The organism is Pseudomonas sp. CAM1A, assembly GCF_047501685.1.
GTDB lineage: Bacteria > Pseudomonadota > Gammaproteobacteria > Pseudomonadales > Pseudomonadaceae > Aquipseudomonas.
In genome coordinates this window covers 672,047-688,939 of record NZ_JBFNXP010000003.1, presented here as the reverse complement: position 1 = coordinate 688,939, position 16,893 = coordinate 672,047, and the positions used below count along the sequence as shown (strand labels likewise).

Genomic DNA, 16,893 nt, shown 5'->3' with positions numbered 1-16,893 from the left:
AATACCATCGGCACTCGCCTGGCGCGGTAACGCTTGATGTATTTCGTGCATAGGCGCCCCAAGGAAAGCGCGCTTTTGCCAAAATTCATGTCAATTTTTACGAACATCAAAATCGACTTACGATCCGCTCAATCGGCCAATAACAGAGCATAACGGCCAAAAAAACCGATTCGCCTTCCATCCAACTGACTACCTGTCATGTTTAACTTGACACTCAAACGACCATCGTTGTTTATTTCGCGCACCCTGCAGCTCCAACATAAAAGGTGAACAACATGGAGCCCATCCGCCCGACCTTGTCGTGCCCGTCATCCGCCGTGCCCGTTGTTTCGACACAGGAGCAGCGCCCGCATGCAGCCTGACCACAGCGCCCCCGGCGATGCCCAGTTCCGCAAGTCCCTGCGCCTCTGGCACGTTGTGATCATCGGCCTGGCCTACCTCACCCCGATGACCGTGTTCGACACCTTCGGCATCGTCTCCGGGATCACTGCCGGGCACGTGCCCAGCGCCTACCTCCTGGCCCTGGCCGGCATCCTGTTCACCGCCGTAAGCTATGGCACCTTGGTGCGACGCTTCCCGCAGTCGGGCTCGGCGTACACCTACACCCAGCGCGCCATCAACCCGCACGTGGGTTTCCTGGTCGGCTGGTCGTCGCTGCTGGACTACCTGCTGCTGCCCATGGTCAATGCGCTGCTGGCCAAGCTCTACCTCTCAGCCATGTTTCCCGAAGTACCTGCCTGGGTGTGGGTGGCCGGTTTCGTCACCTTGATCAGCCTGATCAACATGCGCAGCATCAACCTGGTGGCGCACTTCAACCTGCTGTTCGTCGCTGTGCAGGTGGCGATCATCTCGGTGTTCATCTACCTCTGCTGGCGCGGCCTGGGCCATGGCGAAGGCCTGGGCACGGCCTGGAGCCTGGTACCATTCGCCGACGACCAGACCCAGTTCGCCGCCCTGGCTGCCGGTGCGACCATCCTGTGCTTCTCGTTCCTGGGCTTCGATGCAGTGACCTGCCTGTCGGAAGAGACCCGCGACCCGGGCAAGACCATCCCCCGGGCGATCTTCCTCACCGCGTTGATCGGCGGCGTGGTGTTCATCGGCGTGTCCTACTTCATCCAGGCCTACTTCCCGACCATGGCACGCTTCCACGACCAGGAAGCAGCCCTGCCGGAAATCGCCCTGTACGTCGGCGGCAAACTGTTCCAGTCGGTGTTCATCGCCTGCACGGTGATCAACACCATCGCCTCGGGCCTGGCCTCGCAGACCAGTGTGTCGCGTCTTTTGTACGTGATGGGCCGCGACAACGTGATCCCGGCCGGGGTGTTTGCCCGCCTGCACCCACGCTACAAGACCCCGGTGCTGAACATCGCCGTGGTCGGCCTGATCTCGCTGTCGGCGATCTTCTTCGACCTGGTCACCGCCACCTCGATCATCAACTTCGGCGCGCTGGTGGCGTTCAGCTTCGTCAACCTTTCGGTGATCAACCACTGCTATATCCGTGAGAGACAGAACAAGGGCCTGACGAACAACCTCAAGTATCTGGTGGCGCCGACGATAGGCTTCTGCATCATCGTCTCGCTGTGGCTGGACCTGAACGAACACTCCTTGCTGTTCGGCGGTATCTGGGCCCTGCTTGGCGTGCTCTACCTGGCCTGGCTGACCAAGGCCTTCAGGGTTGCGCCACCGAACTACATCGCCGAATGATCCCATCGACGCCCGCCTGACCGCGGGCGTTGTGTTTGCCCGAGAAGGAAAAGCCCATGTCGCAGCAAAGTCTCTCCATCCAGTGGAAGATCACCCTGCTCGCCGGCCTGTGCCTGCTGGCCATCGTCGCCCTGCTGGTGGCCACCTCGCTCACCCAAGCCCGGCGCAGCGCCGAGCAGGTGTTCCAGGCCAACACCGAACTGCTCGACCACAGCGCCCGCCTGCGCCTGCAGGCCCACGGCGAAACCCAGGCCTTGCGCATCCAGCGCTACTTCATGGACGCCTACCAATACGGCAACGGTTTCGCCCGCCTGGTGCAGGCGCTCAAGGCCCGTGGCGGCGCCGACCTGCGCAGTGAACTCAGCCGCGAGGCCCGCACCGCACTGGCCGGCAATGCCGACCTGATCGGCCTGTACCTGGTGTTCCAGCCCAACGCCCTGGACCAGCAGGACGCCCGTTTCGCCGGCCAGGCCGACAACGGCAGCAACGACAGCGGGCGTTTCTCGCTGTACTGGTCGCAGCCCGGCACTGGCGACCTCGAAGTGGAGGCCATGCCCGAGTTGATGCTTGCCGACACCAGCATCGGCGCCAACGGCTCGCCCTACAACCGCTGGCTGACCTGCCCACTGGAAACCGCCAAGGCCTGCGTGCTCGACCCGTACTTCGATGAAGTCAACGGCCACCAGGTGCTGATGACCAGCATCGCCCTGCCGCTGCTGGAGAACGGCAAGGTGGTGGGCGTGGTCGGCCTGGACATCGGCCTGGACAACCTGCAGCAACTGAGCCTGGCCGGCCGCCAGGAACTGTTCGACGGCCAGGGCCAGGTCAGCATCGTCAGCCCTGCGGGCCTGCTCGCCGGCCACAGCCAGGATGTTGGCCAGCTGAGCAAGACCGTGCAGCAGGCCTTCGGCGCCAGCGCGGCGGCCCTGGCCGCGCCACTGCGTGCCGGCCAGGCCGTCGAGCGCCTGGACCAAGGCACCATGCGTATTTCCCGACCCTTTGCGCCGATTCCCGGCGCGGCACCCTGGCAGGTGCTGCTTGAACTGCCCGAGCAGGTACTGCAAGCGCCCGCCGTTACCCTCAACCAGCGCCTGGACAGCCAGAACCAGCAGGCCAACCTCGTCAGCCTGCTGATAGGCCTGGGCGCCGCTGTGCTGGGGCTGCTGCTGGTGTGGCTGACCGCCCGCGGCGTGACCCGGCCGATCCTGGCCGTGGCCGCGCGCCTGAAGGACATCGCCAGCGGTGAAGGCGACCTGACCCGGCGTCTGGACTACGCCCGTGACGACGAACTGGGCCAGTTGACGGGCTGGTTCAACCGTTTCCTCGACAAGCTGCAGCCGGTGATCGCGCAGCTCAAGGGCTCACTGCAGGAAGCCCGCGGCACTGCCGACCAGTCGGCGCTGATTGCCCGCCAGACCAGCGACGGCATGCAGCAGCAGCACCGCGAAATCGAACAGGTCGCCACCGCGGCAAATGAGATGAGCGCCACGGCCCATGACGTTGCCCACAACGCCGCCCAGGCCGCCCAGGCCGCACGCGGTGCCGACCAGGCAACCCGCGATGGCCTGGCGCGGGTGGGTGCCACCCGGGAAGCGATCGCCCAGCTTGCCGGCGGCATGGATGCGGCCATGGATGAAGCCCGCGCCCTGGAAAGCCGTGGCGAACAGATCGGCTCGGTACTCGAAGTGATCCGCGCCATCGCCGAGCAGACCAACCTGCTGGCCCTCAACGCCGCCATCGAAGCGGCCCGCGCCGGCGAAGCCGGGCGGGGCTTTGCGGTGGTCGCCGACGAAGTACGCAACCTGGCGCAGCGCACCCAGGTGTCGGTCGAGGAAATCCGCCAGGTAATCGAAGGCTTGCAGCAAGGCACCCAGGACGTGGTCGAGGCGATGCAGGCCGGCCAGCGCCAGGCCCAGGACAGTGCCGCGCAGATGGAACAGACCTTGCCGGCGCTGCAACGTATCGGCGAGGCGGTGACGGTGATCACCGACATGAATCTGCAGATCGCCTCGGCCGCCGAGGAACAGAGCGCCGTGGCCGAAGAGGTGAACCGCAACGTGGCGGGTATCCGCGACGTTACCGAATCGCTGTCGGGGCAGGCCGACGAGTCGGCGCACATCAGCCAGGCACTCAACCGGCTGGCCAACCAGCAGCAGGCACTGATGGCGCAGTTCCGGGTTTGAATCCGCCCCCGGATGAAACAGCGACAGCGGACTGCCAGCAGCACGTTTCGCCCTGACGAAGGCTGACAGCCTCACGACAAGGCAGCCCCTCACAGCAATCCCTCCGCTTGAAGGGAACGACACACCTAAAACCGATATCTGGCCAACCCAGGTATCGGTTTTTTGCTGTTCAATGATGAATAAATTTCCGCCATATTGTTTCGTACATTTCATGACCACTACAAAACGACCATTTCCAACTTCACAATGACGTCGAAGCATCTCAGCAAACATGGGCAATTCGGATGAATGCTTGCAATTATCAACTTTTGCGCATGATCAAAACGACGAAATCAAACATTCCGGAATGGAATGATGTAGCAACTAATTGTCGTTTGTTGCGAACGCCTTTCAACGCCAATACTGATTTCAATCAAAGCAATCGCGACCGCCGCGGCACTGGAGAGGCCGCCGGCCGACCGGCGCCCAACCCGCGCCCGTCACCTGCAACTGGAAGTGGTCAGATCACAACAAAAACAACAACTCACCCGAATGCAGATTCAATAGGTTGCCCATGACCCATTCGAACAACAATGCAAGTTTGACTGCCGCAGCCCCGCCTTCCGGACACCTCAAACGCACCCTTACCAGCCGCCACCTGAACATGATCGCCATCGGCGGCTCCATCGGCACCGGCCTGTTCGTCTCCTCCGGCGCCACCATCGCCCAGTCCGGCCCCGGCGGCGCGCTACTGGCCTTCGCGGTGATCGGCCTGATGGTCTACTTCCTGATGACCAGCCTCGGCGAAATGGCCGCGTGCATGCCGGTCAGCGGCTCGTTCTCCACCTATGCCTCGCGCTACGTCGAAGAAAGCTTTGGCTTCGCCCTGGGCTGGAACTACTGGTACTCCTGGGCCGTGACCATCGCCGTGGACCTGGTGGCCGTGCAGATCATCATGCTCTACTGGTTCCCCGACACCCCCGGGGTGATCTGGAGCGCGGCCTTCCTGGTGCTGCTGTTCGCCCTGAACGTCGCCTCGGTACGCTTCTTCGGCGAGGCGGAGTTCTGGTTCGCCCTGATCAAGGTCATCACCATCATCATCTTCATCGCCGTGGGCGTGCTGATGCTGCTGGGCATCCTCGAAGGCGGCCAGGACGGCGGCGCCCACCTCTGGCAGATCGGCGACGCGCCAATTGCCGGCGGCCTGCCGGCGCTGATCGGCGTGGCGATGATCGTCGGTTTCTCGTTCCAGGGCACCGAGTTCGTCGGCATCGCCGCCGGCGAAACGGAAAACCCGGGGCGCAACATTCCCAAGGCCGTACGCCAGATCTTCTGGCGCATCCTGCTGTTCTACGTACTCACCATCGTCGTGATCGGCCTGCTGATCCCCTACACCGACCCACGGTTGCTCAAGGACGGCCTGTCGGACGTCACCATCAGCCCGTTCACCCTGATCTTCACCAAGGCCGACATGCTCGCCGCCGCCGCCGTGATGAACGCGGTGATCCTGACCTCGGTGCTGTCCGCCGGCAACTCGGGCATGTATGCCTCGTCGCGCATGCTCTACAGCCTGGCGCTGGAGCGCAAGGCGCCGGCCATCTTCGCCAGGGTGACCCGTAGCGGCACGCCGGTCTGGGCGCTGCTGGCCACCGCCGCGGTCGCCGGCCTGTGCCTGCTGAGCTTCCTGTTCAGCCCCGGCAAGCTCTACCTGTGGCTGCTCAACACCTCCGGCATGCTCGGCTTCATCGCCTGGCTGGGCATCGCGATCAGCCATTACCGCTTCCGCCGCGGCTACGTGCTGGGTGGCAATGACCTGGCGAAACTGCCGTATGTGTCGAAGTACTTCCCGTTCGGCCCGCTGTTCGCTTTCGGCCTGTGCATGGTGGTGATGCTCGGGCAGAACTACCAGGCATTCATCGGCGGGCAGATCGACTGGATCGGCGCCTTCGCCACCTACGTCGGCCTGGTGCTGTTCGTGGCGGTCTGGTCCGGGCACAAGCTGGTCACAGGCTCCAGGGTGGTGCGCTACAGGGAAATGGACTTTTCCAGTATCGAGATTCGCAAGGCCGAACGCAGCAAGGCAGAGCCTTCCGGCGACGCGGTCACGGCCGGCCAGCAGCCCGCCTGAAAACCCCACTGGCGGACCCGCCCCGGTCCGCCCATCACTGCTTCGGGACCCTGATGAACAGCACCTTCGACTCCTACTACGAAGCCACCGCCAGCAGAACCTTCTACCCCGCCCAGAGTGGGCGCACCGATACCCGTGTGTGCATCCTCGGGGGCGGCCTGGCCGGCCTGTCGACCGCGATAGGGCTTGCCGAGCGCGGAATGAGCGATGTGACGCTGCTCGAGTCGCAACGTGTCGGCCATGGCGCCTCGGGACGCAACGGCGGCTTCGTCTTCGGCGGCTACAGCCTCGGCAACGCCGACCTGCTATCGGCGTTGGGTGCCAACGAGGCACGCAAGCTGTATCGACTGACACTCGACGCCGTCGAGCTGATCCGCGAGCGCACCCGCCGCTACACCATCGATTGCGACCTGGTCGATCAGGGCGTGATCCTCGCCAACTGGTTCAACGACCCGTCGCGCCTGGAGAAACCGCGCCAGTTGATGAAGCAGGCCTATAGCGTCGACTGGGAATACATCGCCCCCGGCGAACTGAAGGAACAGCTCAGGACCGAGCGCTATTACGGCGGGTTGCTGGAGCGCAACGCCTTCCACTTCCACCCGCTCAAGTACGTCTGCGGTATTGCCCAGGCTGCAGCCCAGGCCGGGGTGACGATCTACGAGCAGTCGCCGGTGACCGGCATCGAGAAGAAGGCAGGCGGCTATATCGTGCGTACCGAGCAGGGCGAAGTTCATGCCGAGGAGGTGGTATTCAGCGCAGGGGGCTATGCCCGCGGCGTCTACGCCCCGATCGAACGCGCCGTGCTGCCGATCGCCACCTACGTGGTAACCACCCCGCCATTGGGCGCGCGCCTACAGGACGCCATCGACTGCCAATCGGCCATCTACGACACACGCTTCGCCTTCGATTACTACCGCCCACTGAAAGACACCCGGATTCTCTGGGGTGGGCGTATCTCCATTCTCGATCGCGGGCCACAAGCCATCGCCAAGCTACTCAAGGCCGACCTGGCGAGCGTCTACCCGCAACTCGAGGACGTAGAGCTGGAATTTTCCTGGGGCGGCCTGATGAGCTACGGGCGCCACCAGATGGCGCAGATCGGCCAGGACGACAACGGCATCTGGCACGCCGTCGGCTTTGGCGGCCATGGCATGGCACCGACCACGGTCGCCGGCGAAGTCCTGGCGGACGCCATCGCCCGACGCCTGCCGATCCCGAGCGGTTTCAACCGGTTCGGCCTCGACCGCACCTTCGGCCTGGCCGGCCTGGTGGCTGCACAGGCCACCTACACCGCCTACCAGGCGCGGGACGCCTTTGATGCGCGGCGACTGAACCGCTGACAGTGGGCCAGGCCACTTTTCGACAGGCATGAAAAAGCCCGCCATGAAGGCGGGCTCTTTCGTACTGCATATGGTGGGTCGTGTAGGATTCGAACCTACGACCAATTGGTTAAAAGCCAACTGCTCTACCAACTGAGCTAACGACCCGTTGGATGGCGCGTATATTACTGATTTCTCAGAAGAATTCAACACCCCATCGCAAATTTTTTTCAAAAATACCGAGTGGGATCCTCTACACCGGCAGCCTTGAAGCCATCAGCGCGCAGGCGGCAGCTGTCGCACTTGCCGCAGGCCCGCCCGTCATCATCGGCCTGGTAGCAGGAAACGGTCAGGCTGTAGTCCACGCCACGGGCAATGCCCGCCTGGACGATCTGCGCCTTGCTCAGGTTCTGCAATGGCGCCTGGATGCGGAAGCCCTGCCCTTCCACGCCGGCCTTGGTGGCCAGGTTGGCCATGCGCTCGAAGGCCTCGACGAACTCCGGGCGGCAATCCGGATAACCGGAGTAGTCCACGGCGTTGACGCCAATGAAGATGTCCCGCGCCTCGAGCACTTCCGCCCAGCCAAGGGCCAGCGACAGGAATACCGTATTGCGAGCCGGCACGTAGGTGACCGGAATCCCTTCGCTCGGCGCCTCGGGCACATCGATGCTGCTGTCGGTCAGGGCCGAGCCACCGATGCCGTCGAGGTTCAGGCCGATCACCTTGTGCTCGACCACGCCCAGGTCACGGGCCACCCGCGCCGCGGCATCGAGCTCGGCGCGATGGCGCTGGCCGTAGTCGAAGCTCATGGTGTAGCACTGGTAGCCGTCGGCCTTGGCCATGGCCACCACGGTAGCCGAGTCCAGGCCACCGGAAAGCAGGATTACCGCGCGTTTGTCAGTCATGTCTTGCTCCTCAACGTCCGGGTTCGTCGTTCCACAGCAGCTTGTGCAACTGCAGCTGGAAACGCACGGGCAGGTTGTCGGCGACGATCCAGTCGGCCAGGTCGCTGGCGCTCACCTGATGGTGGCTGGGCGAGAACAGCACTTCACCGGCGCGCTCGGCCAGGTTGTACTGGATCAGTTTGGAGACGGCCCAATCGTAGTCCTCACGGGAACAGATGACGAACTTGACCTGATCGTTGCCGGTCAACAGCTCGATGTTCTCGTAGCGATTGCGGTGAGACTCCTCGGAGCCCGGGGTCTTAAGGTCGACCACGCGGCTGACCCGGGTGTCGACACCACTGATGTCGAGGGCGCCGCTGGTCTCCAGTGACACCTCATAACCAGCGTCGCACAGGCGCTGCAGCAACGGCAGCGCGTTGGGCTGGGCCAGTGGCTCGCCACCGGTCACGCAGACATAGCGCGGCTTGAAGCCGGCCACCTGCTCGAGGATCGAATCGAGGGGGCGGATAGTGCCGCCACTGAAGGCATAGGCACTGTCGCAGTACTGGCAGCGCAGGGGGCAACCGGTCAAGCGCACGAAAACCGTGGGCAGGCCGGCCGTTCGCGTTTCACCCTGCAACGAGTAAAACACTTCGGTGATGCGTAATGTGTCTTGCATGATCGCCACGGGCGTGACAGCTAAACAGGCTGTCCGCCTCCTCAGGCACTGGCACGGACTCGACAAAGCGTTATCCGCAGCAGCGTGTTTACGAAAAAAGGGCCGTGATTCTAACGAAAAAACCCGCGACAAGCGCGGGTTTCTTTTAAACGGTACCGCCGAAGCTTAAAGCTTCTGCAAGTCACGTTGCGCCAGTTGCGCGGCGGAAGTGCCGGGGTACTGGGTGATAACCTGCTGCAGGATACCCTTGACCTTGTCGGTGTGGCCCATGCGGCGCTCGACGTCGGCCAGTTTGTACAGCGAATCCGGCACCTTGCTGTGTTTCGGGTACTTCTGGCCGACTTCGGCAAACGCCTGGCTGGCACCTGGCAGGTCGCCCTTGGCCAGGTTGACCTCGCCAAGCCAGTACTGGGCATTGCCGGCGTACTGGCTGTTGGGGTACTTGCGCAGGAAGGCGTTGAAGGCTTGGCTGGCCTTGTCGAAGTCCTTCTGCTTGATCAGGTCGAAAGCGGCGTCGTAATACAGCTTCTCTTTCGCCGGATCACCCGGCTCGCTGCTGGCGGCCGGTGGCTGCGCGGCGCTGGCGCCGGCAGCGGCACCCGTGGCTGCGTTGTTCGCGCCACCGGTGGAGGAATTGTCGGGAGTCGCGGCAGGTGCGGCACCGCTGCTGATGCGGCGGTCGAGATCCTGATAGCGCTCAAGGTTTTCCTGCTTCATGCGCGACACATCGTTCTGCAACTCTTCGATGATGCCTTGCTGGCGGGAAATCTGGTCCTGCATCTGCTGCAGCTGCATGAACAGCTGGCCATTTGCAGAAGCAGGGGCCGAAGCCCCTGCTCCGGCATAGGCGCCGCTCGTGCCATAACCCGCAGGTGGATAACCACCCGCGTTGTCATCTACTACGGGAACCGCAGCCCACGCCGAAAGGGGCAGGCTGAGTGCGAGGACGGTTACAGCACGACGGCACATACGCATAGGAACTTACTTACGCAGTTCTACGCGACGGTTTTGAGCCCAGGACTGCTCGTCGTTGCCGGTGGCAACTGGACGCTCTTCGCCGTAGGAAACCAGTTCCAGCTGAGCAGGGGAAACGCCCTGCAGAACCAGGTAGCGCTGAACGGCCTTGGCACGACGCTCACCCAGAGCCATGTTGTACTCGCGGGTGCCGCGCTCGTCGGTGTTGCCTTCCAGGACAACGCGGTTGCCGTTGGACTTCAGGTCCTTGGCGTGAACGTCCAGAGCGCGCATGGCTTCTGGCTTCAGGTCCGAGCTGTCGTATTCGAAGTAGAAGGTGGTGATTGCGCGCAGGGCGGCTTCTTCGCTCAGGGAACCGTCGACAGCGCCAGTGTTGGCACCGTAGCCAGCGTTCGGATCAACAGCGCCTTCACCAGCGTTGTCACCGCCTTTCGAGGAGCAACCTACAGCTACAGCCATGGCCAGAGCCAGCGCAGCGAATTTACCAAACTTCAGCATTTCCATCGTGAAACTCCTAATGAAACCCCAGTGTGTTAAGCAAAACGTGTTACGCCGCAATCAGTTCAGGTAAGGGGACCAGGACGGTTCTCTGACTTCGCCTTGAGCGGTAGGAAGTGGGAGCCTCACGCGGCCGTTAAGCGACACGAGCATCAAGACTCCCCGGCCCTGCTGGCGGGTGGCGTAGATTAGCATGGTGCCGTTTGGCGCAACAGTGGGAGACTCATCAAGACTGGTCTCGGAGAGAATCTTTACACTTCCACGTTGCAGGTCCTGCGCAGCCACCTTGAAGTTGGTGAAACCCTGCTGGCGATGAATCATCACAAGGGTCTTTTCATCCGCCGACAGTTTCGGGTTGGCATTGTAGTTACCCACGAACGTCACGCGCTCGGCACCACCGCCACCGACCGACTGTTTGTAGATCTGCGGCTTGCCGCCACGGTCGGAGGTGAAGTACAGGGTGTTGCCATCCTTGCCCCAGAACGGCTCGGTATTGATACCTGGGCCGGCGGTGACACGGGTGATCTGGCGCGAAGCCACGTTCATCACATAGATGTCCGGGTTACCGTCTTTCGACAGCACGAACGCCAGGCGCGAGCCGTCAGGCGACCAGGCCGGCGCACCGTTCAGGCCTTCGAAGTTGGTGATCTGCTCGCGGCGACCGGTGTCGATGTGCTGGATGAAGATGCGCGGGCGCTTCTGCTCGAACGAGACATAGGCGATACGCTTGCCATCCGGCGCGAAACGCGGCGACAGGATCGGCTCACGCGACTGCAGCAGGGTCACTGCACGGGCACCGTCATAGTCCGAACGCTGCAGGGTGTAGCGGGTGTTGTTGGTCGAGAAACGCTCGGCGGTCACGTACAGCATGCGGGTCGAGAACGCACCCTTGATGCCAGTGAGCTTCTCGAACGACTGGTCGGCGATGTAGTGCGACATGTCGCGCAACTGGTCGACACCACCGGCGACGCTGCCGGTCAGTACCTGCTGTTCGGTGGCAACGTTGAACAGGGCGTACTGCACCTGAAGGCGACCACCGGCCGGCACGATGCTGCCGACCATGACGTACTGGGCGCCCAGCGCTTTCCAGTCGCGGAAGATCACTTCGCTGGCCTGACTTGGCTGGCTGATCATGTTCTGCCGCGGGATCGGCGCGTAGTAGCCGGAGTTGCGCAGGTCGTTGCCGATGATATCGGCCATGTCTTCCGGCAGCACGCTGCCGCCCTGGACACCGAACGGCACTACCGCAATGGGAGTTGCCCGGTCGCTACCGCTGGTGACCAGGATGTTCTTTTCCTCTGCCATTGCCATGCCTGCCACGCAGCAGAGCAAGACCAGGAGTCCTCTCAGACGTTTAATCACAACGCTAGATCCTCAGGTGTAAATGTCATCTTGAATGAACGATACGGATTGAACTCGTTCGGCTTCAAGCCCTGCATTTCGGTCAACCGACCAATGTTCTTCACTGCGGCCACGGCCGAGCTGTCGAACGGACCGTCGCCACTGGACTTGGCCACACTCACGTTGGTGATGGTGCCGTCCGGCAGCATGTTGATCTGCAGAACTACCGTCATGCCCTTGCGCGCGGATGGCGGACGCGCCCAACCTTCGGCCGCGCGCATGCGAATCAGGTCGTCGAAGTCGCCGGCCACCTGGTCACCCTGCTCGTCGGCCAGCGCCTGCTGCCGTTCGGTGGTGTCGGACAACAGCTCGGCGAGTGCCTGGGCCTTCTTGTCTTCCGCCGCCTTGCGGGCCGCTTCCTGTGCCTTTTTCTTCTGGGCGTCTGCCGCGGCCTTTTTCTTGGCCTCTTCAGCTGCCTTCTTCTTCGCGTCCTCGGCCGCCGATTTTTTCTTGGCGTCCTCGGCTGCTTTTTTCTTCGCGTCTTCGGCGGCTTTCTTCTTCGCCTCTTCCGCGGCCTGTTTCTTGGCTTCTTCCTCGGCCTTCTTCTTGGCCTCGTCCTCAGCCTTCTTCTTGGCGATATCGGCCTGTTGCTTTTCAGCGGCCTTCTTCGCTTCCTCGGCTTTCTTGGCCTCGGCGGCTTTCTTCTGCTCTGCGGCCTTGGCGGCGTCTTCGGCTTTCTTCGCCTCGGCGGCTTCGCGAGCCTCCTCGGCCTTTTGAGCGGCGTCGGCTTTCTTTTGTTCCGCGGCCTTCACGGCCTCCTGCTCGACCTTCTTCTGCTCCAGCTGTTCGACCTCGGTCTGGCGCGAGGCAGTCTTCTTCGCCTCCCCGGCAATCTTCTGATTGGTCTGGGTGGTCGCCTGGCTCTTGGACTTGAGCTGGTACAGCGTGGCCTGGACGATAGGCTTGGAGGGCGGCAGCTCAGGCGTCATGGCAAAGCTGACGAACAGCATGCCGAACACCAGCACGTGCAGCGCAATGGCCCAGACACTGGGCCAGAAGTAGCTTTCCGAGGCGGATGGCTCTCGCTGTTGCATCAGGGCGCCTCGGTAATCAGGCCAACGTTACCGACACCGGCCTTCTGCAACCCGCCCATGGCGCCCATCACCGCACCGTAGTCGACAGCCTTGTCGCCACGGATGAAGACCTGGGTCTGCTTGCCCTGGTCACGGCCGGCGGCGATGATCTTGGTCACCGCGCTGGTCATGTCCGGCAAGGTCATGGCCTTGTCCATCTGCTTGTCGGTGTCGACTTCGCTGCCGAGGTTCCAATAGTAGGTCTTGTCAGCCTTGATCGAGATGGTCAGGACCTGGACGTTGTTGTCCTGCGGCAGGGCTTCGCTGGAAACCTTGGGCAGGTCCACCTTCACGCCCTGGTTGAGCATCGGGGCGGTCACCATGAAGATAACCAGTAGCACCAGCATCACGTCGATGTAGGGCACCACGTTCATCTCGGCGACCGGCTTGCGTTTGTGGCGAACTCGGGCCATGGGTTTCTACCTGATCACTCTTCGCTGGTGTGTACTTTGCGGTGCAGGATCGCCTGGAACTCGTCGGCGAACGTGTAGTAGCGCCCGATCAGCACTTCACTGCGCGCGGCAAAACGGTTGTAGGCGATAACAGCCGGGATCGCGGCGAACAGGCCGATCGCAGTGGCGATCAGGGCCTCGGCAATACCCGGGGCCACGGTGGCCAGGGTGGCCTGCTGGGCGCTGGCCAGGCCGCGGAACGAGTTCATGATGCCCCACACGGTACCGAACAGACCGATGTACGGGCTGGTGGAACCGACGGTGGCCAGGAACGGCAGGCTCTGCTCGAGCTTTTCTTCCTCGCGGGAGATGGCCACGCGCATGGCACGCCCTACCCCTTCCATGACCGCGTCCGGGTCGACACCCGGTTGCTGGCGCAGGCGCGAGAACTCCTTGAAGCCGGCACGGAACACCTGCTCGACACCCGAGTCCGGGTCCGGGTTGCTGCCCGCCTGGCGGTACAGTTTGGACAGGTCGATGCCCGACCAGAAGCGCTCTTCGAAAGCGTCCAGTGCACGACGACCGGCGCGCAGCATGGTGCTGCGCTGGAAGATCATGATCCAAGAGGTCACCGAGGCTGCCACGAGGGTCAGCATTACCAGCTGAACCACGACACTGGCATTGGCGACCAGGCTCCACATGGAGGTATGGTCGACGACGTTTGCTTCCACGCTTATTCTCCTGCGTTCGATTGAGTACCCGTGCCGTCCACCAGGAAGGCGTCGCGCAGTTCTGGGGGAATGGCCCGGGGTTTGAAAGTGTCGGCGCGCACGGCGGCCACCAGGAACTGCCCCTCGCAGAGCAGCACTTCATCCTTTGCTCGCCACACCTGCTGCACGAAGCGCAGGCTGGCACGATTCAATTCAAGTACTTGCGCGGTTACCCGCAACTCGTCGTCCAGGCGGGCCGGCGCGTGATAGCGCGCCTCGCTGGAATGGACCACGAACAACAGGTTGTCCTGCGCCAGCTGGGCCTGGGAGAACCCCAGGTGACGCAGCCGCTCGGTGCGTGCGCGCTCCATGAATTTGAGATAGTTGACGTAATACACCACGCCACCGGCGTCGGTATCCTCGTAATAGACGCGACAGCGGTGTGCGAACGGTTCCAGCCCATTTTGCGCGCGCATACTCTAGTGCTTACTCCTGTGCTTGCCAATCCGCTGCAGCAACTGTTTTTGCATCGATAATGTCGTATTGCCAGCGAGCCCAGGGCATGCCAGCGGTAGGACCACGAAAATGCCGATTCGATCTGTCATTCGTCGTCTTGCGCGGCATATTCCCCGCCCTCGCAGAAACGCCCGGGGATGTTCAGGCCGAAGTGCAGGTAGGCATGCCGGGTGACCACACGGCCCCGCGGGGTTCGCATGATGTAGCCCTGCTGGATGAGATAGGGCTCGAGCACGTCCTCGATGGTGTGGCGCTCCTCGCCGATCGCCGCGGCAATATTGTCGAGCCCAACCGGACCACCGTCGAACTTCTCGATCATGGTCAGCAGCAGACGCCGGTCGGAATGATCGAAGCCACGCTCATCGACATCCAGCAGGTTCAGCGCCATGTCCGCGACCGCCTTGGTGATCTCGCCCTTGCCACGCACTTCGGCAAAGTCGCGCACCCGCCGCAGCAGGCGATTGGCGATCCGCGGCGTGCCACGCGCCCGGCGGGCGATCTCGAATGCGCCCTTGTCGTCCATGGGCAAGCCGAGGATGCCGGCCGAACGGCTGACGATGGTCGCCAGGTCCCTGTCGCTGTAGAACTCCAGGCGCTGGACAATACCGAAGCGATCACGCAGCGGGTTGGTCAGCATGCCGGCACGGGTGGTGGCGCCGACCAGGGTGAACGGCGGCAGGTCGAGCTTGATCGAGCGCGCGGCCGGGCCTTCGCCGATCATGATGTCCAGCTGGAAGTCTTCCATCGCCGGATAGAGCACTTCCTCGACCACCGGCGACAAGCGGTGGATCTCGTCGATGAACAGCACGTCATGCGGCTCGAGATTGGTCAGCATCGCCGCCAGGTCGCCAGGGCGTTCGAGAATCGGGCCGGACGTGCTCTTGACCGACACGCCCATCTCGTGGGCGATGATGTTGGCCAGGGTGGTCTTGCCAAGGCCCGGCGGACCGAAGATCAGGGTGTGATCGAGCGACTCGCCGCGCCCGCGCGCGGCCTGGATGAACAGCGACATCTGCTCGCGCACCACCGGCTGGCCGATGTATTCGTCCAGGCTCAGCGGGCGGATCGCACGATCCTGAACCTCTTCGCGGTCGCGTCCGGAGGCGGTGATCAGGCGGTCGGTCTCGATCACTTGGTAATCATCCCTTTGAGGCTGCGACGGATCAGTTCCTCGCTGCTCAGGCCGGCCTTGTCCTTGATCGCGGCAATCGCCTTGCTTGCTTCTTGTGGCTTGTAGCCCAGGGAGACCAGGGCACTGACCGCGTCAGCCTCGGCCGAGGACTCACTGGCCGCCGGCAGCGGGCCATCGGAGACCAGGGTGAACATCGCCGGGGAGGTTTCCCACGCCTTGAAGCGGTCCTTGAGCTCGACCAGCAGGCGTTCGGCGGTTTTTTTGCCGACACCCGGCACGCGCACCAGGACCGAGGCGTCCTGGGCCTGCACGCAGCGCACCAGCTCGTCCACTTCCAGGCCAGACATCAGCGCCAGCGCCAGCTTCGGCCCCACGCCGTTCAGGCGGATCAGCTCGCGGAACAGCTCGCGCTCGCGTTTTTCGGCGAAACCATAGAGCAGGTGGGCGTCTTCGCGTACTACCAGGTGGGTGTGCACGGTCACTGGCTCGCCGACCTTGGGCAGGCGGTACAGCGTGGTCATCGGCACTTCGAGCTCATAGCCCACGCCGTTGACGTCGATAATCAGGTGCGGCGGCTGTTTCTCCGCCAAAGTGCCACGCAAACGTCCAATCACGTTCCGATCCTTCCTCTCGGGCGCCGGTCGAAAACCGGTCCACCCTATCAGCAAATGCGCCGGGTGAGCGCGTCCCCCGGACAAAATGTGTATCAGCGCATGAAGCGGTTACAGACGCAAGCGCCCGCCGCGTCGTCGCGCCGTCGTCAGGCCATGTGGAATCAGGCTGGAACGGGTATGGGCATGGCACAGGGCGATGGCCAGGGCGTCCGAGGCGTCGACCTGCGGCTTTTGGGTCAGCTTGAGCAGGTGCATCACCATCAGCATCACCTGCTCCTTGTTGGCGCCACCGGTGCCGGCCACGGCCTGCTTGACTTGGCTGGCGCTGTACTCGGCGATCTCCAGGCCGGCCTCGGCCGCGGCGACGATGGCTGCCCCCCGGGCCTGGCCAAGCTTAAGCGCCGAATCGGCGTTGCGCGCCATGAACACCCGCTCGATGCCCATTGTCACCGGTTCATGTTGGCGGATGATCTCGCTGACACCGCGGAAGACCACCAGCAAGCGATCATGCAGCTCGCCATCACCGGTACGGATGCAGCCGGAGGTGACGTACTCGCAGCCGCGTGCAGTCTGGCGGACCACGCCGAAGCCGGTGATGCGCGAGCCGGGGTCGATACCAAGAATGAGAGTCATAGCGCCTACAAAGATGTGCGAATTTGCCGGCCTTATCGCGGGACAAGCCCGCCCCCACAAAGGCTACACCGCA

16 protein-coding genes, 1 tRNA gene and 1 pseudogene are annotated in these 16,893 nt (G+C 63.0%); 5 read left to right on the top strand and 13 right to left on the bottom strand.

The features are described 5' to 3' along the window. Positions 1–351: 351 nt before the first annotated feature. The 5 genes and pseudogenes from ABZO33_RS11630 (at position 352) to ABZO33_RS11610 (ending at position 7,334) form a co-directional block, all read left to right on the top strand. Positions 352–1,704: an APC family permease gene (locus ABZO33_RS11630; protein ID WP_414536131.1), complete on the top strand. Its 1,353-nt coding sequence runs from the start codon at positions 352–354 to the stop codon at positions 1,702–1,704. 56 nt (positions 1,705–1,760) lie between these two features. Next, a pseudogene (locus tag ABZO33_RS11625) lies at positions 1,761–3,029 on the top strand (HAMP domain-containing protein); the annotation flags it as partial. Positions 3,030–3,131: 102 nt separating this feature from the next. Then, entirely contained in the window at positions 3,132–3,887 is a 756-nt protein-coding gene (locus tag ABZO33_RS11620; RefSeq protein ID WP_371926761.1) for a methyl-accepting chemotaxis protein, read from the top strand. 553 nt (positions 3,888–4,440) lie between these two features. Then, positions 4,441–5,994 carry an amino acid permease gene (locus tag ABZO33_RS11615; protein WP_414536130.1) on the top strand — a complete coding sequence of 518 codons (1,554 nt, stop codon included), beginning with the start codon at positions 4,441–4,443 and terminating at the stop codon, positions 5,992–5,994. Positions 5,995–6,047: 53 nt separating this feature from the next. Continuing rightward, positions 6,048–7,334, top strand: a complete 1,287-nt coding sequence (locus ABZO33_RS11610; RefSeq protein ID WP_414536129.1) for an NAD(P)/FAD-dependent oxidoreductase — start codon at positions 6,048–6,050, stop codon at positions 7,332–7,334. Between the two features lie 71 nt (positions 7,335–7,405). On the opposite strand, the gene ABZO33_RS11605 is transcribed toward ABZO33_RS11610, so the two are convergent. The 13 genes from ABZO33_RS11605 to ruvC form a co-directional block, all read right to left on the bottom strand. Continuing rightward, a tRNA-Lys gene (locus ABZO33_RS11605) sits at positions 7,406–7,481 on the bottom strand. Between the two features lie 62 nt (positions 7,482–7,543). Next, positions 7,544–8,218 carry a 7-cyano-7-deazaguanine synthase QueC gene (gene queC / locus ABZO33_RS11600; RefSeq protein WP_414536128.1) on the bottom strand — a complete coding sequence of 225 codons (675 nt, stop codon included), beginning with the start codon at positions 8,216–8,218 and terminating at the stop codon, positions 7,544–7,546. Between the two features lie 10 nt (positions 8,219–8,228). Continuing rightward, positions 8,229–8,876 (bottom strand): 7-carboxy-7-deazaguanine synthase QueE, encoded by a 648-nt coding sequence (gene queE / locus ABZO33_RS11595; RefSeq protein ID WP_414536127.1) that lies wholly within the window; start codon positions 8,874–8,876, stop codon positions 8,229–8,231. 165 nt (positions 8,877–9,041) lie between these two features. Next, positions 9,042–9,851, bottom strand: coding sequence for a tol-pal system protein YbgF (gene ybgF / locus ABZO33_RS11590; protein WP_414536126.1), 810 nt, complete (start codon positions 9,849–9,851; stop codon positions 9,042–9,044). Between the two features lie 6 nt (positions 9,852–9,857). After that, positions 9,858–10,355 carry a peptidoglycan-associated lipoprotein Pal gene (pal, locus tag ABZO33_RS11585; RefSeq protein ID WP_008090230.1) on the bottom strand — a complete coding sequence of 166 codons (498 nt, stop codon included), beginning with the start codon at positions 10,353–10,355 and terminating at the stop codon, positions 9,858–9,860. Positions 10,356–10,409: 54 nt separating this feature from the next. Then, a complete protein-coding gene (gene tolB, locus ABZO33_RS11580; RefSeq protein WP_046856761.1) occupies positions 10,410–11,660 on the bottom strand; it encodes a Tol-Pal system beta propeller repeat protein TolB in 1,251 nt (416 codons plus the stop codon). A 47-nt stretch (positions 11,661–11,707) separates the two neighbouring features. Further along, positions 11,708–12,784, bottom strand: coding sequence for a cell envelope integrity protein TolA (gene tolA, locus ABZO33_RS11575; RefSeq protein WP_414536125.1), 1,077 nt, complete (start codon positions 12,782–12,784; stop codon positions 11,708–11,710). Continuing rightward, a complete protein-coding gene (tolR, locus tag ABZO33_RS11570; RefSeq protein ID WP_046856763.1) occupies positions 12,784–13,236 on the bottom strand; it encodes a protein TolR in 453 nt (150 codons plus the stop codon). Before tolR ends, tolA begins: the two co-directional genes overlap by 1 nt. Positions 13,237–13,250: 14 nt before the next feature. After that, the gene (gene tolQ, locus ABZO33_RS11565) at positions 13,251–13,946 is read right to left on the bottom strand and encodes a protein TolQ (RefSeq protein ID WP_023628695.1); all 696 of its coding nucleotides are present in this window, start codon (positions 13,944–13,946) and stop codon (positions 13,251–13,253) included. A 2-nt stretch (positions 13,947–13,948) separates the two neighbouring features. Next, entirely contained in the window at positions 13,949–14,401 is a 453-nt protein-coding gene (gene ybgC, locus ABZO33_RS11560) for a tol-pal system-associated acyl-CoA thioesterase (protein ID WP_414536124.1), read from the bottom strand. Between the two features lie 125 nt (positions 14,402–14,526). Then, on the bottom strand, positions 14,527–15,573 hold the full coding sequence (gene ruvB / locus ABZO33_RS11555; RefSeq protein WP_414536123.1) for a Holliday junction branch migration DNA helicase RuvB: 1,047 nt from the start codon (positions 15,571–15,573) through the stop codon (positions 14,527–14,529). Then, entirely contained in the window at positions 15,570–16,187 is a 618-nt protein-coding gene (ruvA, locus tag ABZO33_RS11550; protein ID WP_414536122.1) for a Holliday junction branch migration protein RuvA, read from the bottom strand. Before ruvA ends, ruvB begins: the two co-directional genes overlap by 4 nt. Before the next feature lie 108 nt (positions 16,188–16,295). After that, positions 16,296–16,820, bottom strand: a complete 525-nt coding sequence (ruvC, locus tag ABZO33_RS11545) for a crossover junction endodeoxyribonuclease RuvC (RefSeq protein WP_414536121.1) — start codon at positions 16,818–16,820, stop codon at positions 16,296–16,298. Positions 16,821–16,893 lie beyond the last annotated feature (73 nt).